Origin of the sequence: Mesorhizobium sp. B2-4-2 (assembly GCF_006442845.1) — a bacterium.
Classification (GTDB): Bacteria; Pseudomonadota; Alphaproteobacteria; order Rhizobiales; family Rhizobiaceae; genus Mesorhizobium.
The window spans coordinates 179,676-204,908 of record NZ_VFVM01000005.1 but is presented as its reverse complement, the minus strand read 5'-3'; the positions used below and the strand labels follow the sequence as shown (position 1 = coordinate 204,908).

At 62.4% G+C, this 25,233-nt stretch carries 26 protein-coding genes; 16 read left to right on the top strand and 10 right to left on the bottom strand.

The genetic code is table 11. The features are described from left to right. Window positions 1–47 precede the first annotated feature (47 nt). From FJ942_RS14060 to speB, 3 genes are read right to left on the bottom strand one after another with little or no spacing between them, the layout of a single operon-like run. On the bottom strand, window positions 48–890 hold the full coding sequence (locus tag FJ942_RS14060; RefSeq protein WP_210239458.1) for an aminoglycoside phosphotransferase family protein: 843 nt from the start codon (window positions 888–890) through the stop codon (window positions 48–50). Continuing rightward, the gene (gene argC / locus FJ942_RS14055; RefSeq protein ID WP_140556975.1) at window positions 887–1,813 is read right to left on the bottom strand and encodes an N-acetyl-gamma-glutamyl-phosphate reductase; all 927 of its coding nucleotides are present in this window, start codon (window positions 1,811–1,813) and stop codon (window positions 887–889) included. The genes FJ942_RS14060 and argC overlap by 4 nt, the downstream gene beginning before the upstream one ends. Window positions 1,814–1,842: 29 nt before the next feature. Continuing rightward, on the bottom strand, window positions 1,843–2,850 hold the full coding sequence (gene speB / locus FJ942_RS14050; protein ID WP_140493966.1) for an agmatinase: 1,008 nt from the start codon (window positions 2,848–2,850) through the stop codon (window positions 1,843–1,845). 123 nt (window positions 2,851–2,973) lie between these two features. On the opposite strand from speB, the gene FJ942_RS14045 reads away from it, so the two are divergent. From FJ942_RS14045 to FJ942_RS14035, 3 genes are all read left to right on the top strand, one after another. Next, complete coding sequence (locus FJ942_RS14045) at window positions 2,974–4,182, top strand: acyltransferase (RefSeq protein WP_140670022.1); 1,209 nt, start codon at window positions 2,974–2,976, stop codon at window positions 4,180–4,182. Window positions 4,183–4,278: 96 nt separating this feature from the next. Then, entirely contained in the window at window positions 4,279–5,337 is a 1,059-nt protein-coding gene (locus tag FJ942_RS14040; RefSeq protein ID WP_140650019.1) for a glycerophosphodiester phosphodiesterase family protein, read from the top strand. An 80-nt stretch (window positions 5,338–5,417) separates the two neighbouring features. Then, the gene (locus tag FJ942_RS14035; RefSeq protein ID WP_224646253.1) at window positions 5,418–6,806 is read left to right on the top strand and encodes an MFS transporter; all 1,389 of its coding nucleotides are present in this window, start codon (window positions 5,418–5,420) and stop codon (window positions 6,804–6,806) included. A 61-nt stretch (window positions 6,807–6,867) separates the two neighbouring features. Here FJ942_RS14035 and rpsI read toward each other — a convergent pair whose 3' ends face one another. From rpsI to FJ942_RS14015, 4 genes are all read right to left on the bottom strand, one after another. Next, window positions 6,868–7,350, bottom strand: a complete 483-nt coding sequence (gene rpsI, locus FJ942_RS14030) for a 30S ribosomal protein S9 (RefSeq protein ID WP_140493960.1) — start codon at window positions 7,348–7,350, stop codon at window positions 6,868–6,870. Between the two features lies 1 nt (window position 7,351). Further along, window positions 7,352–7,816: a 50S ribosomal protein L13 gene (rplM, locus tag FJ942_RS14025; RefSeq protein ID WP_010915638.1), complete on the bottom strand. Its 465-nt coding sequence runs from the start codon at window positions 7,814–7,816 to the stop codon at window positions 7,352–7,354. Between the two features lie 274 nt (window positions 7,817–8,090). Continuing rightward, complete coding sequence (locus FJ942_RS14020; protein WP_246679785.1) at window positions 8,091–8,699, bottom strand: LysE family translocator; 609 nt, start codon at window positions 8,697–8,699, stop codon at window positions 8,091–8,093. 101 nt (window positions 8,700–8,800) lie between these two features. Next, window positions 8,801–9,247: a PaaI family thioesterase gene (locus tag FJ942_RS14015; RefSeq protein WP_140493956.1), complete on the bottom strand. Its 447-nt coding sequence runs from the start codon at window positions 9,245–9,247 to the stop codon at window positions 8,801–8,803. 152 nt (window positions 9,248–9,399) lie between these two features. Here FJ942_RS14015 and FJ942_RS14010 point away from each other — a divergent pair, with 152 nt between their 5' ends. The 6 genes from FJ942_RS14010 (at window position 9,400) to FJ942_RS13985 (ending at window position 13,827) form a co-directional block, all read left to right on the top strand. Continuing rightward, window positions 9,400–10,221 carry an enoyl-CoA hydratase gene (locus tag FJ942_RS14010; RefSeq protein WP_140493954.1) on the top strand — a complete coding sequence of 274 codons (822 nt, stop codon included), beginning with the start codon at window positions 9,400–9,402 and terminating at the stop codon, window positions 10,219–10,221. Window positions 10,222–10,232: 11 nt separating this feature from the next. Beyond that, on the top strand, window positions 10,233–10,655 hold the full coding sequence (locus FJ942_RS14005; protein ID WP_140515744.1) for a VOC family protein: 423 nt from the start codon (window positions 10,233–10,235) through the stop codon (window positions 10,653–10,655). After that, complete coding sequence (locus tag FJ942_RS14000) at window positions 10,655–11,437, top strand: AAA family ATPase (protein WP_140515746.1); 783 nt, start codon at window positions 10,655–10,657, stop codon at window positions 11,435–11,437. Before FJ942_RS14005 ends, FJ942_RS14000 begins: the two co-directional genes overlap by 1 nt. Further along, window positions 11,434–11,955 (top strand): CoA-binding protein, encoded by a 522-nt coding sequence (locus FJ942_RS13995; protein ID WP_140493949.1) that lies wholly within the window; start codon window positions 11,434–11,436, stop codon window positions 11,953–11,955. Before FJ942_RS14000 ends, FJ942_RS13995 begins: the two co-directional genes overlap by 4 nt. A 158-nt stretch (window positions 11,956–12,113) precedes the next feature. Next, window positions 12,114–13,394, top strand: coding sequence for an O-acetylhomoserine aminocarboxypropyltransferase (locus FJ942_RS13990; protein ID WP_140493947.1), 1,281 nt, complete (start codon window positions 12,114–12,116; stop codon window positions 13,392–13,394). An 82-nt stretch (window positions 13,395–13,476) separates the two neighbouring features. Further along, the gene (locus FJ942_RS13985; protein ID WP_181165167.1) at window positions 13,477–13,827 is read left to right on the top strand and encodes a cupin domain-containing protein; all 351 of its coding nucleotides are present in this window, start codon (window positions 13,477–13,479) and stop codon (window positions 13,825–13,827) included. 35 nt (window positions 13,828–13,862) lie between these two features. Here FJ942_RS13985 and FJ942_RS13980 read toward each other — a convergent pair whose 3' ends face one another. Next, entirely contained in the window at window positions 13,863–15,113 is a 1,251-nt protein-coding gene (locus tag FJ942_RS13980) for a cytochrome P450 (protein ID WP_140897973.1), read from the bottom strand. A 104-nt stretch (window positions 15,114–15,217) separates the two neighbouring features. Here FJ942_RS13980 and FJ942_RS13975 point away from each other — a divergent pair, with 104 nt between their 5' ends. Further along, complete coding sequence (locus FJ942_RS13975) at window positions 15,218–16,321, top strand: FAD-dependent oxidoreductase (protein WP_140493943.1); 1,104 nt, start codon at window positions 15,218–15,220, stop codon at window positions 16,319–16,321. A gap of 2 nt (window positions 16,322–16,323) precedes the next feature. Here FJ942_RS13975 and FJ942_RS13970 read toward each other — a convergent pair whose 3' ends face one another. After that, entirely contained in the window at window positions 16,324–16,914 is a 591-nt protein-coding gene (locus FJ942_RS13970; RefSeq protein ID WP_140493941.1) for a hypothetical protein, read from the bottom strand. 335 nt (window positions 16,915–17,249) lie between these two features. On the opposite strand from FJ942_RS13970, the gene clpP reads away from it, so the two are divergent. From clpP to FJ942_RS13950, 4 genes are all read left to right on the top strand, one after another. Beyond that, entirely contained in the window at window positions 17,250–17,879 is a 630-nt protein-coding gene (gene clpP, locus FJ942_RS13965; protein ID WP_027028064.1) for an ATP-dependent Clp endopeptidase proteolytic subunit ClpP, read from the top strand. Between the two features lie 295 nt (window positions 17,880–18,174). Beyond that, on the top strand, window positions 18,175–19,449 hold the full coding sequence (clpX, locus tag FJ942_RS13960; RefSeq protein WP_140493939.1) for an ATP-dependent Clp protease ATP-binding subunit ClpX: 1,275 nt from the start codon (window positions 18,175–18,177) through the stop codon (window positions 19,447–19,449). A gap of 272 nt (window positions 19,450–19,721) precedes the next feature. Next, entirely contained in the window at window positions 19,722–22,133 is a 2,412-nt protein-coding gene (gene lon / locus FJ942_RS13955; RefSeq protein ID WP_140493937.1) for an endopeptidase La, read from the top strand. A gap of 196 nt (window positions 22,134–22,329) precedes the next feature. Further along, window positions 22,330–22,602 carry an HU family DNA-binding protein gene (locus FJ942_RS13950; RefSeq protein ID WP_006201846.1) on the top strand — a complete coding sequence of 91 codons (273 nt, stop codon included), beginning with the start codon at window positions 22,330–22,332 and terminating at the stop codon, window positions 22,600–22,602. A gap of 93 nt (window positions 22,603–22,695) precedes the next feature. Here the strand turns inward: FJ942_RS13950 and FJ942_RS13945 are convergent, their stop codons facing one another. Continuing rightward, window positions 22,696–23,718 carry an aldo/keto reductase gene (locus FJ942_RS13945; protein ID WP_140515754.1) on the bottom strand — a complete coding sequence of 341 codons (1,023 nt, stop codon included), beginning with the start codon at window positions 23,716–23,718 and terminating at the stop codon, window positions 22,696–22,698. Between the two features lie 208 nt (window positions 23,719–23,926). Here FJ942_RS13945 and FJ942_RS13940 point away from each other — a divergent pair, with 208 nt between their 5' ends. Further along, entirely contained in the window at window positions 23,927–24,472 is a 546-nt protein-coding gene (locus FJ942_RS13940; RefSeq protein WP_140515824.1) for an SIS domain-containing protein, read from the top strand. A 4-nt stretch (window positions 24,473–24,476) separates the two neighbouring features. Next, a complete protein-coding gene (locus FJ942_RS13935; RefSeq protein ID WP_140515756.1) occupies window positions 24,477–25,220 on the top strand; it encodes a creatininase family protein in 744 nt (247 codons plus the stop codon). The last annotated feature ends 13 nt before the right edge of the window (window positions 25,221–25,233 follow it).

The following is a 25,233-nucleotide window of genomic DNA, read 5'->3' as shown; positions in this document are numbered from 1 at the left end:
CATCGTCTTGTCGCCGTCGAATTCCGCCTGACGCAAGGCGGCACGGATCAGAAGCCGAGCCGTACCGTTCGGATCGCTGCTGCGACCGACAGTTCGCGGTTCTCCTCGATCGCGTTGTCGTCCTCATGGTGCCAGGAAGCCGACAGGCAGCCATAGGCGATGGCGTGATCCAGTATTGCCGCCGGCGTCTGGCTCAGCGTTCGCGCAAAAACTTCAGCCATCCCGGCAATCCGTGGGGGATCGAGACAAAGGTCGTCGCGATCAAGAGGATTGTAGAACATGTTCGCGGCATCGAATCCCGGGTCGCCGAGAACGCCCTTCGGATCTATCGCCAGCCAGCCGCGTGCTCCGTGCATGATGTTGTCGTGATGGAGGTCGCCATGCAGCGGCCTGATATCATGCGGACCACCCAGCAGCCGGTCGGCGATTTCCGCCGCTTCGACATAAAGGCTGTTCCGGCCAACGACACGGTCGGCCTCCGCTTTCTTGAACAGGCTGGAAAATCGTTCCCGAAGCGGCTGCAGGTCGGGCGGAGCGGGGTGATCCGATGGCGAAAACAGCTTTGCCATCACCTCCGCCGCGATTTCCGTGGCGGCCAAATCTCCCTGCTCGGCAAGAACATGCGACAGCATGGTCTCCCCGGCATATTCGAGCAACATGGAATGCCCGTCGCGGCCCAGCAGCCGCACGGCGCCTTCGCCGCGCCGCCAGGCAAGGAAATGCTCGCCGCGCAACTCGTCTGCGACGTCATCGAATGGCTTCAGCGCCTTGACGATCGCCGGCGAGCCGTCCTCGCGCCGCACCTTCCAGATGCGGCTCGAAAAGGTCTCGGCGATGAGCTCGGGCGCGCTGATCTTCCAACGGTCCGGAAATGCCGGTGCCGCCATCAGAGGCCGAGCATCAGGTCCATGTTCTGTACGGCAGCCCCCGATGCCCCTTTGCCGAGATTGTCGTAAACGGCGAGCAGCAGGGCCTGCGCGCGCTTGTCATTGGCAAAGACGTAGAGCTTCATGCGGTTGGTGCCATTGTAGATTTCCGGATCGATCTCCGGAATGCGCTCCAGATGCGCATAGGGCGCCACTTCGACCACGCCGCCCTTGATGGCGGCGAAATGGTCGGCGATGGCTGCATGGAGTTCCGCACCGGTCGGCACATGGTCGAGGCCACCGAGCTGCAGCGGCACCACCGTGATCATGCCTTGCGCGAAATTGCCCACCGCTGGCTGCATGATCGGATCGTGCGACAGTTTCGCATAGGCCCTGAGCTCCGGCACGTGCTTGTGCTGGAGGGTGAGCCCGTAGGGTAGAAATTCAGAGGCGTCCTCGCCCTTGGCGACATAGTCCTCGATCATCGGGCGGCCGCCGCCCGAATAACCGGAGATGCCGTTGACGGTGACCGGGAAATCCGCGGGCAGAAGGCCGGCGGCGACCAGCGGCCGCAGCATCGCGATCGGTCCTTGCGGCCAGCAGCCGGGATTGGCGACGCGTTTTGCCGCCCCGATCTTCTTCGCCTGCTCCTTGTCCATCTCGGCAAAGCCATATTCCCAGCCTTGCGCGACGCGATGCGCGGTCGAAGCATCGATGACTCTGGTGGTCTCGTTGGAGATCAGCGACACGCTTTCCTTCGCCGCATCGTCCGGCAGGCACAGGATCGCAACGTCGGCGGCATTGAGGAATTCGGCTCGCGCCGCCGTTTCCTTGCGGCGCTCGGCGGGAATTGAAATGATCTCCAGGTCGCCGCGCTCGGCAAGCAGCGCCCGGATCTGGAGACCGGTGGTGCCGTGCTCGCCGTCGATGAAGATTTTCGGTTTCATTGGCTGATCAAATTCCCTGATATCGAAAACTATATGCCGTTGCCTTGGTTCACCGCGGCACCGTTGTGGCTGCCGTTGTTCAGCTCTTCGAGCCGTGCTTTCCGCTCGGCCAGCAGGCCGAGATACTGCATGGCGATCATCGAGCCGGCAATCGCCGTTATATCGGCGTGATCGTAGGCCGGCGCAACCTCCACGACATCGGCCCCGACAATATCGATCTGGTTGAGCTGGCGCAGCGTCGACAGGATCTTTGCAGAGGACGGCCCGCCGGCGACCGGCGTGCCGGTGCCGGGTGCATAGGCGGGATCAAGGCAGTCGATATCAAAGGTGAGATAGGTCTTCTTGCCGCCCGTCCTGTCGACGATGGCGTAGGCGATGTCGGATGCACGCATCTCCTCGATCTCGTGACCGTAGAGGATCTTGATGCCGAACGTGTCGGGCGCGTGGGTGCGGATGCCGATCTGGATCGAGCGGTCGGGATCGATAATGCCTTCCTTGACCGCGCGGCCGACGAAGGATCCATGGTCGATGCGTTTGCCGTCATCCTCCCAGGTATCCTGGTGCGCATCGAACTGCACCAGAGCGAGCGGGCCATGGATTGCGGCATGTGCCTTGAGCAGGGGCCAGGTGACGAAATGGTCGCCGCCCAGCGACAGCAGGAAGGCACCTGACTTCAGGATCTTGGCCGCCTCGCGTTCGATCGTCCCCGGCGTCTTCTGGTGGTTGCCGGTATCAAGCAGACAATCGCCATAGTCGACCACCGCGAGGTGCTCGAACAGATCGCGCGAAAAGGGATATTGCGGATCGTTGTCGAGGATTGCCGAGGCGCGGCGGATCGCCTGCGGCCCGAAACGCGCGCCGGGCCGATTGGTGACGGCGGCATCAAAAGGGATGCCCCAAACCACAGCGTCCGCGCCCTTCACATCCTTCGTGTATTTGCGTCGCATGAACGACAGCGCGCCGGCATAGGTCGGCTCCAGCGAAGCGCCCGTCTTCGAGCGGGCTGTGAAGGCATGGTCGATGTTCTTGTTCGCCATTACGGATCCTTGGTTTTCATCGGGGTGCAACAACTACAGAACCGGCACGCAACATGCCAGTCACAGCTTGGGGAAACGAAACGGCGCGGGCGCGGTGCCGCCGCGAGACAGGATTGTATCATCATGACGCAGACCGCGTTTCTTGATTCTCCCCATGGCGCGGCGTCGATCCAGTCCGGCACGGTGGCGGGTGAGCGGTTCCTGGTTCTCGATTCGTGGCGCGGCATCTGCGCCCTGCTGGTGGCGCTGTTCCACTTCCCGACTGCTTCGACGATCTCGCAAAGCGCCTTTGTCGGTTCGTCCTATCTGTTTGTCGACTTCTTCTTCGTTCTCTCCGGTTTCGTCATCGCCAGCTCCTATGGCTGGCGGCTGAACCAGCCGCGGGAGGTCGCACGCTTTGCGCTGGTGCGCTTCGGCCGCATCTATCCGCTGCACTTTCTCATGCTCGCCGCTTTTGCCGGATTCGAGCTGCTGCGGCTGATGCTGCCGCAGGTGCATGGCGCCGGTGCCGCTCCCTTCACCGGCGGCTTCAGCCTCCAGAGCCTGCTTGCCAACCTGCTGCTGCTCCAGGGGGTCGGCTTCGAGGACCAATTGACTTGGAATGCGCCAAGCTGGAGCATTTCGGCGGAGTTCTTCGCCTACCTGTTGTTCGCGGGAGTGGTCTTCACCGCCGGGGCACGCGCCTGGGTGTGGTTCGTCGCCGCCGCCATCACCGCGCCGCTGTTTCTGCTTGGCTTCTCGACCCACCATATGGATGTGTCCTTCGATTTCGGCTTCATACGCTGCCTGTACGGCTTCTCACTCGGCGCCTTGCTTGCCTGGTTCCAGCATGATTCCATTGCAGGCGCGCGACAGGCGCTTGCCCGGACCGGCCCGCTGCTGAGCTGGACCCTTGCAGAAATCGTCATGGCGGCTGTCATTGTGCTTTTCGTCGCACTGGCGGGCGACAATGATGCCGGGATCGCAGCACCGCTGGTGTTCGCGCTGGCGCTGTTCCTCTTTGCCCATGAGGGCGGCTGGATCAGTGTCTTCCTGAGAACCCCTTTCATGCTGACGCTCGGCGCGCTGTCCTACTCGATCTACATGGTCCACATCTTCGTCCAGGCGCGCATGATTAACGTCGCCGGCCTGGTCGAGCGCAAGCTCGGCCTCGGTCTTGTCGGCGACATCGTCTTGCGCGGAGAGCCGGCGACCGGCTTCGGCGCCGGCTGGGCGGGGGACGTTGCGATCCTCGTCATGCTCCTTGCCACGATAGGTGTCTCCTGGATTACCTGGCGTTTCGTCGAGATGCCTGCGATGGCCTGGTTCCGCCGACTGTCGAAACGCATCTGAGGCGACATATCGCTGGCAACCGCTAGCCGGCTTCGTTCACCTAGACGTCACGGGCATCGCCTATTCCCGGTTCGATCCGGAATGGAGCGATTCTCGATGCGGACCTTCTGGCCGAGCCTTCTGTTTTCCGTCACGCTGGCGGCTTCCGCCAGCCAGTCAATGGCGGGCGAAACCCGTGCGAGGCAGATCCTCGACCGCTTCGAACATGCCAACCGATGGCGCGACCACGTCATGGTGGCCGCGCATCGCGCCGGCAGCATGCAGGCCGGCAAGACGCTCTATGCGGAAAATTCGCTCGCCGCCGTCGAAGGCTCGATCGCGATCGGCGCCGAGATCGTCGAGGTCGACATCCGGCGCTCGAAGGACGGCGAGTTTGTCGTCATGCATGACAGCTGGCTTGATCGCACCACGACCTGCAAGGGTGAGGTGGTTAAGTACACGCTGGCCGAACTGAAGAGTTGCCGGCTGGTGATCGAAGGCACGGGCGCCGTAACCGACGAGACAGTCTCGACGCTGCGCGAGATGCTGCTGGCGACCCGGGACCAGATCCTCATCAATCTCGACAACAAGCTCGAGGTTGGGGACCTGTCGGGTATGGTCGCGGTGGCGCGAGATCTCGGCATGGCCGACCAGGTCATCGTCAAGGAAAACCTGTGGAACCAGACCAGGATCGCTACGGTGAAGGCTGCCATGGAAGCGGTCGGCGGCGGCGTTCACTTCATGCCGATCATCGCCGACGACGCAGTGCATGACGCCGGTTTCGCCGCGACGGTCGACCATGCTTTTGCGCCGCGCGCGATCGAGCTGATCAACTGGCGCGCCGGCGGGGAGACGTTGACCGAGAATGGCGGGCCACTGTTCAGCACGCGCATGCGCGCGGCCGCGGTGAGGGGCGACTGGCACATCTGGGCCGACACCTACGCCATCGTCAACAAGCCGGGCGGCTTCCTTGCCGGCGGCCGGGGCGATGAACTGGCGGTTCAGGCCAGCCTGCCGCGTGAAGCCTGGGGCTTCTGGGCCGATCGCGGCGCCACCATCATCCAGACCGATGAGCCGAAGGCGGCGATAGGCTGGCTGGCGGCAAATGGGTTTCGCGTGCCCTATGCGGGGACGGGCGAACGCGTCGAACCTGCCGCGACCGCCAGCATCAATTGATTTGCCGCGGCTGAAGTTCCGGCCTGGTGTCGCAGGCCGGCGCCTGCTGACGCAACGGTGTCAGGGGAAACCCGTTATCCATGGGCATGCCCGATACCATCGTTATCAAGCGCCCTGCCGCCTATGCCGCCACCGTTGCTGCGACCAGCCTCGGCTTCGTGGTCGTGCAGCTCGATGTCTCCATCGTCAACGTCGCGCTGAACAGGATCGGTACTGGGCTGTCGATGGGGGTCGGCGGCCTGCAATGGGTCGTCGACGCCTACACGCTTGCCTTCGCCTCGCTGCTGCTCGCCGGCGGCGCCCTCGGCGACAGGGTCGGCGCTCGCCGCGTTTTCGTTGGCGGCATGGCGCTGTTCAGCATTGCTTCGCTGGCTTGCGGCTTGGCTCAGAGTGCCTGGTTGCTAATTGCGGCGCGCGCTGCACAAGGCGCGGGTGCCGCCTTGCTGATGCCGTGTTCGCTGGCACTCCTCAATCGCGCCTACGCATCCGACAAGGCGCGCCGGGCACGCGCCGTTGGGCTGTGGACGGCGGCGGGCGGCATCGCGCTGTCGGCAGGGCCGGTGCTCGGCGGCTTCATGGTCGCGTCGCTTGGCTGGGCCAGCATCTTTCTGGTCAACCTGCCCATTGGCGCTCTCGCCATCTGGATGGCTTATCGGTTTCTGCAGGAAACGCCGCTCAAGGCCGAGCGGCCGCCGATCGACTGGGTGGGGCAGGGACTTGTCGTGCTGGCGCTGTTTTCGCTGACCGGCGCCTTTATCGAAACCGGTTCATCGGGCTGGACCTCAATGCCGGTCATCGGCGGACTGGTATTGGCGGCGGTGGCCGCAAGCCTGTTCCTGCTGGTCGAGAGCCGGACGAGGGCGCCGATGTTTCCGCTCGGTCTCTTTGCCAGCCGCGTGCCGGCTGTGACTAGCCTCGTGGGACTGGCCGTCAACCTGACGCTCTATGGCACGATCTTCATGCTCAGCCTGTATTTCCAGCAGGAAAGGCATTTTTCTCCCGAAATGACAGGGCTGGCCTTCCTGCCGTTCATGGCGGCAGTCACCCTGTCGAACATTGCCGCCGGGCGCATTGCCGCAAATCATGGCCCACGATCGCCCATGGCGATTGGCCTGTTCGTCGGGGCAGCCGGTTTCGGACTGATGGCGCTGATCCAGGCCGATACGTCCTACCTGTCGCTGCTGTGGCGCCTGCTGTTCCTGCCGGTCGGCATTGGTCTTGCCGTACCGGCCATGACCACCGCGCTGTTGTCTTCCGTGCCGGCGGAGATGTCGGGAACGGCATCGGGCGTGCTCAACACCGTGCGCCAGTCGGGTGGCGCGATCGGGGTGGCGCTGTTCGGATCCGCCTTGGCGCTGGGCACGATCGAGGGCATGCAACTGGCATTCCTGGCCTCGGCGCTCGCGGTGGCCGGCTCGGCACTTTGCGCGTTCCTGTTCATCCGCGACGCCGACCATTCCGCTCAATAGTGATGCGCAACGCAAAAAGGCCGCCCGGAGGCGGCCTTTCGGTTGTGAAGCTGCGATGCGCTTAGCGCTTCGAGAACTGGAACGAACGACGGGCCTTCGCCTTGCCGTACTTCTTGCGCTCGACGACGCGGCTGTCGCGGGTCAGGAAGCCGCCCTTTTTGAGCACGGCACGCAGCGCCGGCTCGTAATAGGTCAGCGCCTTGGAGATGCCGTGACGCACAGCGCCGGCCTGGCCCGAAAGGCCGCCGCCGATGACCGTGGCGACGATGTCGTACTGGCCCGAGCGGTTGGCGGCGATGATCGGCTGGTTGAGGATCATCTGCAGGACCGGACGCGCGAAATAGGTCGCGAATTCCTTGTCGTTGACGACGATCTTGCCCGAACCTGGCTTCACCCAAACACGCGCGATGGCGTTCTTGCGCTTGCCGGTGGCATACGCGCGGCCCGACTTGTCGAGCTTCTGGACATGGACGGGTGCCGCGGCCTGCGTATTGGTGTTGCCGGTGGCGGCGCCCAGTTCTGCGAGCGAGGAAAGCTCAGCCATCTTATGCGACCTTCTTGTTCTTGGAATTCAGCTTGGCCACGTCGAGGACTTCTGGCTGCTGGGCGACATGCGGATGCTCGGCGCCTGCATAGACGCGCAGGTTCTTCATCTGGCGACGGCCGAGCGGGCCACGCGGAACCATGCGCTCAACGGCCTTCTCGACGACACGCTCGGGGAAACGGCCTTCGAGCAGTTGGCGCGCGGTGCGCTCCTTGATGCCGCCGGGGTGCCCGGTGTGCCAGTAATAGACCTTGTCGGTGAACTTCTTGCCGGTGAACACCACCTTGTCGGCATTGATGACGATGACATTGTCGCCGTCGTCGACATGCGGGGTGAAGGTCGGCTTGTGCTTGCCGCGAAGATGATTGGCGATAACGGTGGCGAGCCGGCCGACGACGAGACCTTCGGCGTCGATCAGGATCCACTTTTTCACCACATCCGCAGGCTTCTGCGAAAAGGTTGTCATGTTTTCTGCTTTCGGTTCGGACCTTCCCCAATCCACAAACGATAAGGAAGGCGTTTCTTGTTGCTTGGATTGGCGAAAAGCGCTTGCCCGCCGCCAATAACAAAACGGCGGCCTTTGCGGGCCGCTGCTTCGTGAGGGCTTATAGGGGAGGAGGGTAGCCCTCGTCAAGCATCATCGGGAGTCAACGAAAACGAAAAACCGTTAAATTTCAAGTACTAAACTATGTGGTATTATTTTACAACACGGCCTACCGCCAAAACGGCTGGTATTTCGCTCACCGCCGGCCACTCGTCACTGCAAGCAGGAGTCTGATTCCGACGGCGACCATAATGGCTCCGGCCAGCCTTCCCTGCCACACGACGAAGCTGCTTCGGCGCGACAGCCAGCCGCCGACCGCGCCGGAGGTCAGCGCGATGGCGCCGAGGACAACCATTCCCATCATCTTCATAGTCGTGCCGAGAATGACGAACTGCAACGCCGCTGGACCGGCCCAAGGGTGAACGAATTGCGGCAGCACCGCTAACATGAAGGCAAGCGTCGTCGGATTGGTGAGATTGCAGATCATGCCCTGCCGGAAAGCGGCTGCAGTGCCACCGGTGTTGGCAAAGGCAAAGGTTCGACTTTCATCCTGCCGGCGCGCCAACAGGAACTTGACCCCGATGGCGATCAGATAGATGGCGCCGACGATTTGGAGAAAGCTGTAAAGAGGCGGCGAGGATGTGATCAGCGTGGCAAGTCCCATCGCAAGTAATGGAATTTGCACGACGCCGGCCGATACGCAGCCTGTCGCGGCCGCCAGCGCGTGGCGCCAGCCCTGTCCGACGCCGCGACTGATCACAAGCATCATATCGGGCCCGACGCCGGAAAGCTGGTAGGCAAGCACGGCGCCGAGAAAGGCAAGGTATGTGCTCAGATCGGGCATGCCGCAAAACGGACGTGTCGATCGGGAGTTCCGGCCAGGATGCCGGATCGGCCTTCTCCGTGTCAGCGTTTCGGCGGGATCGAATAGGTTCCGGTGGCGTGCGCCACTGTCTGTCCCTCCGGGCCGGCGACGATGTCGATGTCGAAGACCATCAGGTTCTTTCCGAGCTTCAGGATGCGGCAATGGCCATCGATCGGTCCCGCTTCGGCCTTGCGGACGAAATTGATGTTCAGATTGGTGGTGACCGAGAGCGCATCGGGCCCGGCATGGCTGAGCACGCAGACATAGCCGCCAATGTCGGCCAGCGTGAACAAGGCAGGGCCGGACACCGTACCGCCGGGACGCAAATGCCGTTCGCCGGCATTGAGCCGCACGGTGCAGCCGCCGGGAAACACGTCGGTTGCCTCAAAGGCCGCGCCCTTTTCGTTGAGCTGCGGAAACACGGTCTCCATCAGCGCATTGACCTGGGCTGCTGTCAGCACCGGCTCGAGCTTGGTCTGGGCGGGCATCTCGGTCCTCATTCTGCGCCAAGCCTGTATGGGCGAAGCGGCGCGTTTCTGGCAACACCTTCATCCTACTGGCGCAAGCGATACGGTGTTGATGAAACCCCAGCCGATATTAGATACCTTGCCAGCGGAACGGAATCGCGGAGACCTTAGCCATGGCCGAAATCCTTGCCATCAAGCCTGTCGCAGTTGAAGGGCCGGTTGTGGCTAGGCGCGACGAGGGCCTGCTGCGCCTGACGCTTGCCAATCCCCCCGCGAACGCGCTTTCCCTGGCGGCGATGACGGCGCTGACGGAGGAACTGGACCGTGCCAGGGCCGACAAGGCCGTTCGCGTCATAGTGCTGTCGGCGGCCGGAAAGGTATTCTGCGCCGGCCACGATCTCAAGGAGATGACAGCGCGCCGCGCCGACGCCGATCGCGGCAAGGCCTTCTTCGAAGAGACGTTTGCCGCCTGCGCTACGCTGATGCAGGCGATCGTGCGCCACCCCAAGCCGGTGATCGCCGAAGTGGATGGCCTTGCCACCGCCGCCGGCCTGCAGCTTGTCGCCAGTTGCGACCTCGCCATCGCCTCGCATGAGGCGACGTTCTGCACGCCGGGCGTCAATATCGGCCTGTTCTGCTCGACGCCGATGGTGGCGCTGTCTCGCAACGTCTCGCGCAAGCACGCCATGGAAATGCTCCTGACTGGCGAAACCATCGATGCCGCGACCGCCAAGGAGTTCGGCCTGGTCAACCGCGTCGTGCCGCGCGAGTACCTGAATCAGATTGTCAACAAATACGCCCAAACCATTGCTTCAAAATCATCTTCGGTGCTGAAGACCGGCAAGGAAGCGTTTTATGCGCAGGCCGAGATGGGGCTGGCGGATGCCTATGGCTATACTGGCCGGGTCATGGTCGAGAACATGCTGGCGCGTGACGCCCAGGAGGGCATCGGCGCCTTCATCGGCAAACGCAAGCCGGAATGGACCGACGAATAAGGACGAAAGTCATGGAGCCGCGCATCTCCATCATCACCATCGCCACCGATGATCTCGATCGTGCGGTGCGCTTCTACGAGACGATGGGCCTGAAGCGCCATGCGGGCATCACCGATGGCGTCGCCTTCTTCCAGATGGGTGGTGTTATACTCGGCCTGTTCCCGCGCGCCAGCGCCGAGGAGGATTCCGGCATCACCTTCGCCAAGGCGCCTGCCGCCGTCTATCTCGCCTACAACACCCGCTCCGATGCCGAAGTGGACGCGGTGCTTGCGATGGCTGAAGAGGCCGGCGGCCGCATCGTCAAGCCGGCAGGCCGTGCCTTCTGGGGCGGCTGGTACGGCTATTTCGCCGATGCCGACGGACATGTCTGGGAAGTGGCGCACAACCCGGCCTTTCCGATCACGGAAGACGGTACGATCTCGCTGCCCGATTGATGGCTTACCGCAGGCAGTTGACGCGGCTCAAGGCGCCCTATCTCAAGCGCATTCTGCTCGATTCCGAGCGGGTGACCGATTGGGAAAAATACCCGTGGAACCTGCCGCTGTTTCGTGGTCACGCCTTCGAACTCGAATTCACCACACCAATTACCATCATCGTCGGTGAGAACGGCACCGGCAAATCGACATTGCTCGAGGCGATCGGCGCGCTCGCCGGTTACGACGAAGCCGGAGGCGGCAAGGGCTACCGGCCTGTCGACCATTCCGGCGCCATCGACAGGAGTGGTGCCGCGCTGGCAGATACCTTCCGTGGCCATTGGTTGCCAAAAGTCACCGCCGGCTGGTTCTTTCGCGCCGAATCCTTCTACTCGGTGGCTCGCTATCTTGACCAGGTGGCCCTGGAAGATCCGTTCAAGCCACCTCCGCCCGACTTTCTGTCCTGGTCGCATGGCGAAGGGTTCATCCGCTTCTTCGAGGAACGTTGCCGCAGGCAAGGCATCTACATCCTCGACGAGCCCGAAAGTGCGCTGTCTCCATCGCGCCAGATCGAACTTCTCAAGATGCTGCGGCGCATGGATCGGTCGGGCACTGCGCAAGTGATCATGGCGACGCATTCGCCGCTGCTGATGGCCTGTCCAGGCGCGCGGCTGTTCCGCATCAGCCGGTTCGGGCTAGATTCGACCGATTTTCGTGATACGGACCACTTCCGCATGATGCGCGATTTCAGCAGTGATCCTGATGGCTTTCTCGCCGAGGCGTTGTATGAGGACGAGCCATGAATCACGATAGCTATGACAACGCCTACATCGCCGGCATCCTCAATTCGGTGAAGACCATCGCCATGGTCGGCGCGTCCGCCAACGACGTTCGTCCAAGCTATTTCGTGTTGAAATACCTGCTGGCCAAGGGGTTTGAGGTGTTCCCCATCAATCCGGGCCATGCTGGCAAGGAGATACTCGGCCGTACGGTCTATGGCAGCCTTGCCGAGATTGCCCAGCCCATCGACATGGTCGACATCTTTCGCGCCTCGGCGGCGGTGGCCGGCGTTGTCGACCAGGTGCTGAAGCTCGATCCCCTGCCGAAAGTGATCTGGATGCAACTCGGCGTGCGCCACGACGAAGCCGCCGCGCGCGCCGAAGCCGCCGGCATCAAGGTGGTGATGAACCGCTGCCCCAAGATCGAATACGGCAAGCTGTCCGGCGAGATCGGCTGGACCGGGGTCAATTCCGGTGTGCTGTCGTCGAAGAAGCCGCTGATGCGGTCGGGGTTCCAGAGTTTCGGCGTGCGGCAAAAATAGACAAGGGGAAGGCGCAAAATTATTCCGGCAGGAGCCGTATTTTCCTGCTATCTGGTCGAAGATGACACGCCGAAGGGTATTTTCTTCTTTGCATTCGTGGTCGAGCTTGGCCAAGAATGGCCGGCGAATTTCAGAAGTTTTGTTCGAGGGAGGTTTCAGTGACCCGCACGCCCGGTTTCAACACGCTCGCCGTCCATGCCGGCGCCAAACCCGATCCGGCCACCGGCGCACGCGCCACGCCGATCTACCAGACGACCTCCTTTGTTTTCGACGACGCCGATCATGCCGCCTCGCTGTTCGGGCTGAAGGCCTTCGGCAACATCTACACCCGCATCATGAACCCGACGCAGGCGGTGCTCGAAGAACGCATAGCGGCGCTCGAGGGCGGCACGGCCGCCCTGGCGGTCGCGTCCGGCCACGCCGCCCAGGTAATCGTGTTCCACAATCTGTTGCAGCCGGGCGACAATTTCGTCGCCGCCAACAAGCTCTATGGCGGTTCGATCAACCAGTTCGGCCATGCCTTCAAGAACTTTGGCTGGGAGGTGCGCTGGGCCGAAGCGAACGATCCGTCAACCTTCGAGAGCCAGATCGATGACAAGACCAAGGCGATCTTCATCGAGAGTCTGGCCAATCCCGGCGGCACCTTCGTCGACATAGAGAAGATCGGCGACATCGCGCGCAAGCATGGCCTGCCGCTGATCGTCGACAACACCCTGGCCTCGCCCTACCTGATCCGGCCGATCGAGCACGGCGCCGACATTGTAGTCCATTCGCTGACCAAGTTCATTGGCGGTCACGGCAACTCGATCGGCGGCGCCATCGTTGATGGCGGCACGTTCGACTGGTCGAAATCAGGGAAGTACCCGATGCTGTCGGAACCGCGCCCCGAATATGGCGGCCTGGTACTGCACGAAACCTTCGGCAATTTCGCCTTCGCCATCGCCGCGCGCGTGCTTGGCCTGCGCGATCTCGGCCCGGCGATTTCGCCGTTCAACGCCTTTCTCATTTTGACAGGCCTCGAAACCTTGCCGCTGCGCATGCAGCGCCATTGCGACAATGCGATCACCGTCGCGGGCTGGCTGTCCAACCATCCCAAGGTGGCCTGGGTCAACTATCCCGGCCTTCCCAGCGACAAGAACAACGCCCTGCAAAAGAAATACTCGCCGCAAGGCGCCGGCGCGGTCTTCACCTTCGGCCTCAAGGGCGGTTACGAGGCCGGCGTCAAATTCGTCGAAGCGTTGGAGTTGTTCTCGCACTTGGCCAATGTCGGCGACACCAAGTCCTTGGTCATCCATCCGGCGTCGACCACGCACCGACAGCTGTCCGACGAGCAGAAGGTCAAGGCGGGTGCGGGACCGGACACGGTGCGGCTGTCCATCGGCATCGAGGACGTCACCGACATCGTCGCCGATCTCGAACAGGCACTCGCCAAAGTTTGATCTAGCCTCCCCCTCGTAGGAGGGTCGGCGCAAAACGCCGGGGTAAGGCGAGCCGGCCCGAGGCCGGTTCTCATGGAGGCAAATCCTGTCCGAGCATTACCTGACGATATCGACGGATTCTGTCGACGCCGAAGAAGGCGCGCCGGCGCCCGATCGCCTGATCTCAGGCGATCCGAAATTCCGCACCTGGAACGTCGAGGAGCGCGAAGGCGGTCTTTATGCCGGTATCTGGGAATCGACTCCGGGCAAGTGGCGCATCGTCTACGACGAATGGGAATTCTGTCACATCCTTTCCGGCGTTTCGGTGATCGAAGAGGAGGGTGGCGAAGCGCGCACCGTCAGGGCCGGCGACAGCTTCGTGCTGCGACCTGGCTTCAAGGGAAGCTGGGAAGTGCTTGAAACCACCCGCAAGGAGTATGTGATCAGGCTGTGAGCTGCGCGCAGCTCACAGCTCAGGCCTGCGCTCCTTCAGAAGCCGACGGTGAGCGCTTCCAGCCCATGGAAATGATACGTGTCACGGAAGCTTGGGCTTTGGGCAAGACGGAGCTTTGGGTGCCGCTCGAACAAGGTTTTCAGCGACACCTGCAATTCGAGCCTGGCCAGGGGCGCGCCGATGCAGAAATGGATGCCGGCGCCGAACGACACGTTCTTCTGGTCGGCACGATCCGGCCGGAAGGCCCGCGGCTCGGCAAAGGCATGAGGGTCATGGTTGGCCATGCCAAGCAGCAGACCGATCGTCTGGCCGGGCTGCACGACGATCCCGGGAGCGATTTCGATCTCCTTGTAGGCGTAGCGGGTGAACATGTGCAACGGCGCGTCGAAGCGCAGGCATTCCTCGACAGCGGCCGCCGTTGCCTCGGCTGAGGTGAAGAAACGGCGCGGGTCGCCGCCTTGCGCCAAGATCGAGCGCACCGCATTGCCGGTCTGGTGCACGGTCGCTTCGTGGCCGGCATTGAGCAGCAGGATCGCCGAGGACACCATTTCGTCTTCCGACAATTTTTGGCCGCCCTCCTGCGCCGAGATCAGCAGCGACAGCAGGTCGTCGCCGGGATTTTTGCGCCGTTCGGCGATGGTGCCGCGCAGGAAATCGGCAAAATCCTGCGCCGCGCGATTGGCCGTCTCCTCGATCTCGCGAGTGCGGCCATGCACGTACATGGCGACCATTCGATGTGACCAGTCGAGCAGTTGCGGTCCCATTTCGACCGGCACGCCGAGCATCTCGGCGATGATGGTGATGGGCAGGGGAGAAGCGAAGGCGGGCAGCAGGTCGACTTGCTTGCCCGGCTCGAAACGATCGATCAGTTCGTTGGCGAGTGCCTCCACGCGCGGCCGCAGCCGCTCGACCTGGCGCGACACGAAGGCGCGGTTGACCAGTGTTCGAAGCCGCGTGTGTACCGGCGGCTCCAGTTCCAGCATGGAATTGGCTTCGATGCCGTCGAATGCCTTGAGATGTGTTCTATCCCGGCCGATGCCACAACTGTCGGGAATGCCCGCCGGGTTATGGCGGCCGAAGCGGCGGTCGCGCAACAGCTTGTTGACGTCGTCGAAGCCGCCAAAGCACCAGAACCCGAATTCTTCCCAGAAAAAGACGTTCGATGCATCGTGCAGGAACGCATAGGCCACGTACGGATCCTGGAAGAAAGCCCACTCGTGCGGGTCAAGTCTCAGGTGACGGGTCGCTGGATCAAAGGCGAGGTAGGATGGCGTCAATTTGGTCATGCCAGACCAATAGCGCGGCTTGCCAGCCTGGTTCCAGACCGTATGTTGGCGCCCGCAATCCAATGCGTTGAGCCAGCCGCAACGGCTGCGGAAAGTCTGATTTGATGAATGTGATCGTTGTCGGCGCGGGCATCGCCGGTCTCTCCACCGCATGGTCGCTGGTCAAGGCTGGCCATAGCGTTTCCATCGTCGAGCAGGGGCCGATCCCCAATCCGTTGGCGGCATCCGGCGACCATCACCGCATCATTCGCCGTGCCTACCGGGCCGGGACCGGCTACGGCCGGCTGATCAGCGAGGCCTATGAAGCCTGGGACGAAATGTGGGCCGACCTCGGCGAGAACCATCTCGATTCCAGGGGCTTCCTCTGCGTCTCGCGCGAGCCGGGCGACGAAGCCGAGGAATACCGGGAAGGGCTGGAGGAGGGAAACTATCCGTTCGACCTGCTGGAACCTGATGCCGCGGTCGAACGCTGGCCTTTCCTGGAGCCGGGCTCGTTCCGCTACGCCTACTTTTCGCCGGAAGGCGGCGCGCTGCATTGCCGCAAGATCGCGTCCGGCCTGGCCAAGTGGCTGCGCGCCAACGGCGCCAACGTCTACGAGAACAGCAAGGTGACGGCGGTCGACTCCGAGGCAGGGCATATCGTGCTCGCGTCCGGCGAGACGATGCAGGCCGACCGCATCGTCGTCGCTGCGGGCGCCTGGGTGCTGAAACTGTTCCCCGAACTCGGCGGCGAACTGAAGACGTACCGAACCGCGCTCGCCTATGTCGAACCGCCGGCGGACCTCAAGGCCGTCTGGGAAGTTGCGCCCGTGGTCCTCGATGTAGGTGGCAAGACCGACGGCTACATGATTCCGCTGACCCGAGGTGCCGGCATGAAATTCGGTTCAGGCCTGCACAGGGTGCCGACCAGCGACGCCGACTGGAACCGGCAGCCGGTGCCGGGCGAGGGCGAGGCGATCCGCAACCTGTTTTCACCGCCGATCGCCCGCATCGAGGAGTATGAGGTGACCGAAGTGGTCACCTGCGCCTACACATTCACGGACGATGAGAAATTCCTGGCGCATGAGACGGGCAAGTGCCTGATCGTCTCGGCCTGCTCGGGCCATGGCTATAAATTCGGGGCGGCGGTCGGCCGGCGTGTGGCGGCGGCTGTCGATGATGGCGATATTGCCGGCCTGAAACGTTGGTTGCGAGCCGAAATCGCCTGAATTCAGTCCTGGCAATGCCTGGGAATATGCACGCGCCGCCAGCCGGATGAGCCTTCGCGCACCAGCACGCGCCGCGCGACGGTCTGGTAGGCGCCGGGAATGTCGATGACGCGCCTTTGCTCCGGTCGCACCAGCACCTCCTCGGCGATCCTGTCATATTGCGCCGGAATGACGACGCGCCTTGTGCGCTCCGGCCGGATCACCACCGTTTCGGCGACGCGTTCATAGCGCGCCTTGTGCCGGACCTTGCACAGCACCTTGCGGCCGTGGATGACGCGCCATTCCCAGGAATAGCCGCCATCATCGACCTTGACTGTGTGGTAGACCGTACGGGTGATTGCGGGCACCACCTCATAGGTCACCTGTGCCGGAACCGTCATCACCACCCGCTCGCGCGTGCCGTAGATCGGCGCTTCATAGTCGACCTGCTGGCTGGGCGGACTGATCATCACGTCCTCGTAGACCGTGTCATAGACATCAGGCGTTTGGACCGGCTCATAGCATTCGACGGCGCGGCCGCCGGCCGCCGTCTGCGAAATCGAGCCGAGCATGGTCAGCCCGGCCATGGCGAAGCATGCGGTTTTCCTGGACATGACGTTCCCCCTGTTGAACCGCGGACACAAGTTCAACGTTGAATTGTAGGGGAAGCGGTCCGCGAGAAAAGCGGGTTCGGCGCATTCGTTAAGTGACGCGGTTAAGAAACTGCTACCTGTCAGGCCGCAGGTGCCGTCGCGAGCCGGCGGAAGCGCCCGCCGTTGCGAATCTCGCCTGGAAAGCTTGATTCGACTTACCCAGATGGCTAGGAGGGGTCGGCCTTGCACAAGGATGAGCCGGCATCCTATTTACACAATAACGATCCAGAACCGATTCTGCCCGAGTTGCCAGCATGTCCGGCGCCGGAATCCCACCGCGAGACAAGAGATAACGAATGAAGAACCCCGTCGAAACCTACATGAACCTCGTTCCGATGGTGGTCGAACAGACCAATCGCGGCGAGCGGGCCTACGACATTTTCTCGCGCCTCCTCAAAGAGCGCATCATTTTCATCACCGGTCCGGTCGAGGACGGCATGGCGACGCTGGTCTGCGCGCAGCTTCTGTTCCTGGAAGCCGAGAATCCGAAGAAGGAAATCAACCTCTACATCAATTCGCCCGGTGGCGTCGTCACCTCGGGCATGGCCATCTACGACACCATGCAATTCATCAAGCCGGCCGTGTCGACGCTGTGCATCGGCCAGGCGGCCTCCATGGGCTCGCTGCTCCTGACCGCCGGCCACAAGGACATGCGCTTCGCCACGCCCAACGCCCGCATCATGGTTCACCAGCCGTCCGGCGGCTTCCAGGGCCAGGCGTCCGACATCGAGCGTCATGCCCAGGACATCATTAAACTGAAGCGCCGCCTCAACGAGGTGTACGTCAAGCACACCGGCAAGAGCTACGACGAGATTGAAAAGACGCTCGACCGTGACCATTTCATGACCGCGGACGAGGCCAAGGACTTCGGCCTGATCGACAAGGTCATTTCGTCGCGCGAAGCGGCCGAAGGGGCGCTGGCATAACGGCATATTGGCAGTTGGATGGCGGCATCACGCGCTTTTGGCGCGTCTTGCGGCATTTCGGCCACAATTGGCTGTTCCCTCGACGATCGGGATTGCCTACGTTAAGGCTATGTTGATTTTCGACGGCTTAGCTTTGTGTGGGGTTGCTGCGAATCATTGCCACGTTTTCTGATTTGTGTTTCGTACGGAATACGTTGCGGGAGCCGGGATACTGGCGGCGGCGGATTCCCGCGATAAATAGAGTATGCGCCCTTTCAGCCAGACCATCGGCGGGCGGCCATGAAAGGACATGAAAATGAGCAAAGTCGGCAACAACAGCGGCGATTCCAAGAACACGCTTTATTGCTCGTTTTGCGGCAAAAGCCAGCATGAGGTGCGCAAGCTGATCGCCGGCCCGACGGTCTTCATCTGCGACGAATGCGTCGAGCTGTGCATGGACATCATCCGCGAGGAGAACAAGACCTCGATGGTGAAGTCGCGCGAGGGTGTGCCGACCCCGCAGGAGATCCTCAAGGTTCTCGACGACTACGTTATCGGCCAGCCCTACGCCAAGCGCGTGCTCTCGGTGGCCGTCCACAATCACTACAAGCGCCTCGCCCATGCCGGCAAGAACAACGATGTCGAACTGGCCAAGTCCAACATCCTGTTGATCGGCCCGACCGGTTGCGGCAAGACGCTGCTGGCGCAGACGCTCGCCCGCATCATCGACGTGCCCTTCACCATGGCCGATGCCACGACGCTGACCGAGGCCGGCTATGTCGGCGAGGACGTCGAGAACATCATCCTGAAGCTGTTGCAGTCGGCCGACTACAATGTCGAACGCGCCCAGCGCGGCATCGTCTACATCGACGAGATCGACAAGATCTCGCGCAAGTCCGATAACCCCTCCATCACCCGCGACGTGTCGGGCGAGGGCGTGCAGCAGGCGCTGTTGAAGATCATGGAAGGCACTGTCGCCTCGGTACCGCCACAGGGCGGCAGGAAACATCCACAACAGGAGTTCCTGCAGGTCGACACCGCCAACATCCTGTTTATCTGCGGCGGCGCCTTCGCCGGGTTGGACAAAATCATATCGGATCGTGGCCGCAAGACCTCGATCGGCTTCGGCGCCACCGTGGCATCGCCCGAGGATCGCCGCACCGGCGATGTCTTCCGCCTTGTGGAGCCAGAGGATCTCTTGAAGTTCGGCCTCATTCCCGAGTTTGTCGGCCGTCTGCCGGTCCTGGCGACGCTGGAAGACCTCGACGAGCCGGCGCTGATCCAGATCCTGACCGAACCGAAGAACGCACTGGTCAAGCAATACCAGCGGCTGTTCGAGATGGAGAATGTCGACCTGACCTTCCACGAGAACGCATTGTCTGCGATCGCCAAGCGCGCCATCGAGCGCAAGACCGGCGCGCGTGGCCTGCGCTCCATCATGGAAGCGATCCTGCTCGACACCATGTTCGAACTGCCGGCGCTCGAAGGCGTGCGCGAAGTGGTGATTTCGGAAGAAGTGGTGACCGGCAGTGCCCGGCCGCTCTACATCTATTCCGAACAGAAGGAAAAGAAGGGCAATGTCAGCGCCTGACATGCCACTTGAACCCATATTTTTGTGGAACGGCGCCCTCGGGGCGCCGTTTTGCCATGAGAGGCATGCGACCTTCGCGAGGGAATGGAACGCCGGCGATGTTAACTCTTGATCTTTGGCCCTCCTGCATCCACCTAACACGAGAAGGCCGAGGTGCCCGATTTCTGTGCTGTAAAACTCCCGTCACAACGGTGGTAGGCGGAACGATCCCCGGTCGTTAATATAAGATTCGCGGTTGGCCGATTGGCGGCCGCGACATGAAAGGTTGGACAATGGCCAAAATAACCAAGGCTCCCAGCGACGGCGTCTTCGCAGTCCTCCCACTGCGCGACATCGTGGTGTTCCCGCACATGATCGTTCCGCTCTTTGTCGGGCGTGAAAAGTCGATCAAGGCGCTGGAAGAGGTGATGGGTCAGGAAAAGCAGATCCTGCTCGCCACCCAGATGAATGCCGCCGATGACGATCCGGAGCCCGATGCCATCTTTGATATCGGCACGCTCGCCAACGTGCTGCAATTGCTGAAGCTGCCCGACGGCACCGTCAAGGTGCTGGTCGAAGGCGCCTCGCGCGCGAAAATCACCGCCTTCACCGACCGTCCCGACTTCCATGAGGCCCGCGCCACCGCGCTGGTCGAGCCGGAAGAGGAAGAGGTTGAGGTCGAGGCGCTGGCTCGTTCGGTCGTCACCGACTTCGAGAACTACGTCAAGCTCAACAAGAAGATCTCGCCCGAGGTGGTTGGTGCCGCCAGCCAGATCGACGACTATTCCAAGCTCGCCGACACGGTCGCTTCGCACCTCGCCATCAAGATCCCCGAAAAGCAGGAGATGCTGGCCACGCTCTCGGTCAAGGAGCGGCTGGAAAAGGCGATGGGCTTCATGGAGGCCGAAATCTCCGTCCTGCAGGTGGAGAAGCGCATCCGCTCGCGCGTCAAGCGCCAGATGGAGAAGACGCAGCGCGAATACTACCTCAACGAGCAGATGAAGGCGATCCAGAAGGAGCTCGGCGAAGGCGAGGATGGCCGCGACGAGGCCGCCGAGATCGAGGCCCGCATCAAGAAGACCAAGCTCTCCAAGGAGGCTCGCGAAAAGGCGGAAGCCGAATTGAAGAAGCTGAGGACGATGTCGCCTATGTCGGCGGAATCCACCGTGGTGCGTAATTATCTCGACTGGATCCTGTCGATTCCGTGGGGCAAGAACTCCAAGGTCAAGCAGGACCTGGCGTTCGCGCAGAACGTGCTCGACACCGACCATTTCGGTCTCGACAAGGTCAAGGACCGTATCGTCGAGTATCTCGCCGTGCAAAGCCGCCAGAAGAAGCTCAAGGGGCCCATCCTGTGCCTCGTCGGCCCTCCCGGCGTCGGCAAGACCTCGCTCGGCAAGTCGATCGCCAAGGCGACCGGCCGCGAGTTCATCCGCATGGCGCTGGGCGGCGTGCGTGACGAGGCCGAGATCCGCGGCCACCGGCGCACCTATATCGGCTCGATGCCCGGCAAGGTCATCCAGTCGATGAAGAAGGCGAAGAAATCCAATCCGCTCTTCCTGCTCGACGAGATCGACAAGATGGGCCAGGATTTCCGCGGCGATCCGTCGTCGGCTTTGCTGGAGGTGCTCGACCCCGAGCAGAACTCGACGTTCATGGACCACTATCTGGAGGTCGAGTACGACCTGTCGAGTGTGATGTTCGTGACGACGGCGAACACGCTGAACATCCCTGCGCCCTTGATGGACCGCATGGAAATCATCCGTATCGCCGGCTACACCGAGGACGAGAAGATCGAGATCGCCAAGCGGCATTTGCTGCCGAAGGTGGTGCGCGATCACGCGCTGCAGCCGAAGGAGTTCTCCGTCAGTGAGGACGCGATCCGCGCCATCATCCAGACCTACACCCGTGAAGCGGGCGTCAGGAGCCTGGAGCGCGAGCTGATGAAGCTCGGGCGCAAGGCGGTGACCGAGATCCTGAAGACGAAGAAGAAGACTGTGAACATCACGGCGGACAATCTCGCCGATTATCTCGGTGTTCCGCGCTTCCGCTTCGGTCAGGTCGAGGCAGACGACCAGGTCGGCGTCATCACCGGACTTGCCTGGACGGAAGTCGGCGGCGAGCTGCTGACGGTCGAAGGCGTCATGATGCCCGGCAAGGGCCGCATGACGGTGACCGGCAATCTGCGCGACGTGATGAAGGAATCGATTTCGGCGGCGGCCTCCTATGTCCGCTCGCGCGCTCTCGATTTCGGCATCGAGCCGCCGCTGTTCGACAAGCGCGACATCCACGTCCACGTGCCGGAGGGTGCCACGCCCAAGGATGGGCCGTCGGCCGGTGTGGCGATGGCGACCGCGATCGTCTCCGTGCTGACCGGCATTCCGGTCAGGGCCGATGTCGCCATGACCGGCGAGATCACGCTGCGCGGCAGGGTGCTGCCGATCGGCGGTCTGAAGGAGAAGTTGCTTGCCGCACTGCGCGGCGGCATCAAGAAAGTGCTGATCCCGGAAGACAACGCCAAGGATCTGGCGGATATTCCTGACAACGTGAAGAACGGTATGGAAATCATCCCGGTCTCGCGGGTCGGCGAGGCGTTGCGCCACGCGTTGGTGCGTATGCCGGAGCCAATCGAATGGGTCGAACCGGTCAATCCTCCTGCCGCGACGGACACTGCGGATGACGCCGGAAAGTCGCTTGCGCATTAGTTCTTGCTAAAGTTGCAGCGCACAAACAGAAAGCCGGGCCTCGCGCCCGGCTTTTTCATGTGAAAAACCCCGGAATTCCGGGCTTTTTTCCATTCTTTCCCGGCTTTTCGACTTGGTTGCGCGAGCGCTTCTTTCTAAAGTCCGTTTCCTGCCGGATGAGTCGTGAGTTCCGGTGTTCTCATGGAAGGGAATTTTTATGAACAAGAACGAACTGGTGTCCGCTGTTGCCGACGCCGCGAGCATTTCGAAGGGTGACGCGCAGTCGGCTGTCGATGCGGTATTCTCCGTCATCACCGGCGAACTGAAGAAGGGCGGCGATGTCCGGCTTGTCGGCTTTGGCAATTTCACCGTGTCAAAGCGCGCAGCCTCGACCGGCCGCAACCCTCAGACCGGCGCCGAAGTAAAGATCCCGGCGCGCACCGTGCCGAAGTTCTCGGCCGGCAAGGGTCTCAAGGACGCCGTCAATTAAGCGCCTTTTTTAAATTTCAAAATATCAGAAAAGCCGGGCAAGCCCCGGCTTTTCTTTTGCGCTCCTACTGGTCGATAGGTTCGTGATTGCGAGCTACCCGGTCGGCGCGTCCGCCCGCATCAGGCCGTCCTTCTTCAGGTCGGCCCAGAGTGCCGCCGGCAGTCTCGCATCGAGCAGTGACCGATTGCTTTCGACCTCGCTTGGCCGCTGGCCACCGGGGATCACCGACACGACGGACGGATGCAGCAACGGGAACTGCAGCGCTGCTTCGATCAAGCGCACGTCATGCCGTCGGCAGACCGCCTCGATGCGCGCCACCCGGTCGAGCACGTCCCGCGGCGCTTCGGTGTAGTTGTAGAAGGCACCCGGCTTCGGCCCCGTGGCCAGGATTCCGGAATTGTAGGGGCCGCCCAAAACGATGCCGATGCCGCGCTTCTGGCAGAGCGGCAGGAAGGATGTCAGCGCCTCCTGCTCGAGCAGCGTATAGCGGCCGGCGAGCAGGAACAGATCGAAATCACCGCGCTCGGCCAATGTCTGGGCAACCTGCCATTCGTTGATGCCGCCACCGAAGGCCTTGATGACGCCCTGGTCGCGCAAGGCAAGCAGCCCGTAATAGCCGGAGCGCATAAACTCCTCTATGCGCTGGTCGGACGCTTCCTTGCTGCCATGGGTGAAGATGTCGACGTCGTGCACGAACAGAATGTCGATGCGGTCGACGCCGAGCCGTTCCAGGGACGCTTCGAAGGAGCGCATCACGCCGTCATAGCTGTAGTCGTAGACCTCCTTGCGCGACGGCGTGTCGAAGAACTTGCCGATGCCGGTGCGCTCTTGCGGCGGACAGGCGCGCATGATGCGGCCGACCTTGCTCGACAGCACGTAGTCGTCGCGCTTCTTGCCGCGCAGGAAGGGGTTGAGCCGCGTCTCCGACAAGCCAAGCCCATAGAGCGGCGCGGTGTCGTAATAGCGGCAGCCGGTCGCCCATGCAGCCTCCAGCGTCGCATTGGCGTCCTCGTCGGAGACCGCGCGGTAGAGGTTGCCGAGCGGCGCCGTGCCGAAGCCGAGTTCGGTGAAGCTGATGCCGCCATTGCCGATGCGGTCGAAATGCCGTGTCTTCATATCCTGCCGTTTGCCTCATTGATTTGTCTGACATGACACTATCACGCTCGTGGCACAGCAAAAGCGCGCAGGGGCGTTGGACACGGATTTTGGCGGTGATAGCATGAATAAAAACAAGCTGTTCGGGGAGAGACGTGACCGGGAATTTCCACTCTTCTTCGACCTCGGATCGTTGGACGGCACCGTCGTGAGCGATGGGGGCTCGCAGATGTTCAGGACCGCTCTGGACGAGCTCGGCACTGTGCTGGCGCGCGTCGACGACGGCCGGATCGATGCCGCCTGCGAGATGCTTGCAGGAGCACGGCAGATCGTCGTCTACGGCTGCGGCCGCGAGGCCTTGCAGGTCAAGGGCTTCGCCATGCGGCTCCATCATCTGGGCCTGCCGGTGTCGGTGGTCGGTGACATGACCACGCCGCCCGTGGCGCAGGGCGATGTCTTCCTGGTCAGTTCCGGGCCTGGAGAAACCGCGACCGTGCTAACCCTGATGCAGGTGGCGCGCCAGGCCGGCGCGACGGTTCTGCTTCTGACCGCTCAGCCCGGCGGCAGTGCAGCGCGCTTGGCCGACTTCACGCTGCTCGTGCCGGCGCAGACCATGGCCGACGACCAGGGTCCGCAAAAAACATCGGTCCTGCCGATGGGATCGGTGTTCGAAGGCGCGCTGTTCCTGCTGTTCGAGGTCATGGTGCTGAAACTCAGGGGTCTGACCGCGGCCTCGCCGGAGGCGATGCGGGCCCGTCACACCAATATGGAGTAGTGCGATGCGCTACGAGTTGATGCTGCCGCACCAGATCCGCAAGGCGATCGCCCAGAACTGGCCGATCGCCCTGCCGCTCGGCGTGCTCGAATACCATGGCGAGCACATGGCGGTCGGCATGGACACGCTGGCGGTCGTCAAGACGCTGGAGCTGTTTGAGAAGGAGCGGGAGATCGTCATCCTGCCGCCCTTCTACTACGGCGCGGCGAGCTACGCCGTGGCGCCGCCGGAGGGCACAGGCTCGGTGCAGGTTGGCGGCAATCAACTGGCGCCCTTCGCGGAGGAACTGTTCTACAGCCTGCTGCGCATCGGTTTTCGCAACATCCACGCCATAATCCACCACCAGACCGAGAATTTCGCCGCCGGCATGCCGACCGATCTCGCCTTCAAGGCCGCCGGACGTCAGGCGATCTTCCGCTTCCTTGAGAAGGAACGAGGTGAAGGCTGGTGGGGCTCCGAGGCGATGGCCGCCTACTATGCCGAGCATGCCGAGGGCAGCAATTTTTTCAACTGGGTGCAGGTGCATCCGCTGATGCCGGCCGAGATGAACGGCAAGTACCCGTTCGATCATGCCGGCATCGGCGAGACCTCGCTGATGCTGGCGCTATGCCCTGAGGCTGTCGATGCCGGCCATTTCGCCGACAATACGAGCTGGTATACGGCCAGCGCTCCGGATGCCTCGGCTGCGCTCGGAGCAGAGGGCGTTGCCATGATCATGGATCACCTGCGCACGATCCTGAGGGGCTAGCGCGGTTCTCCTT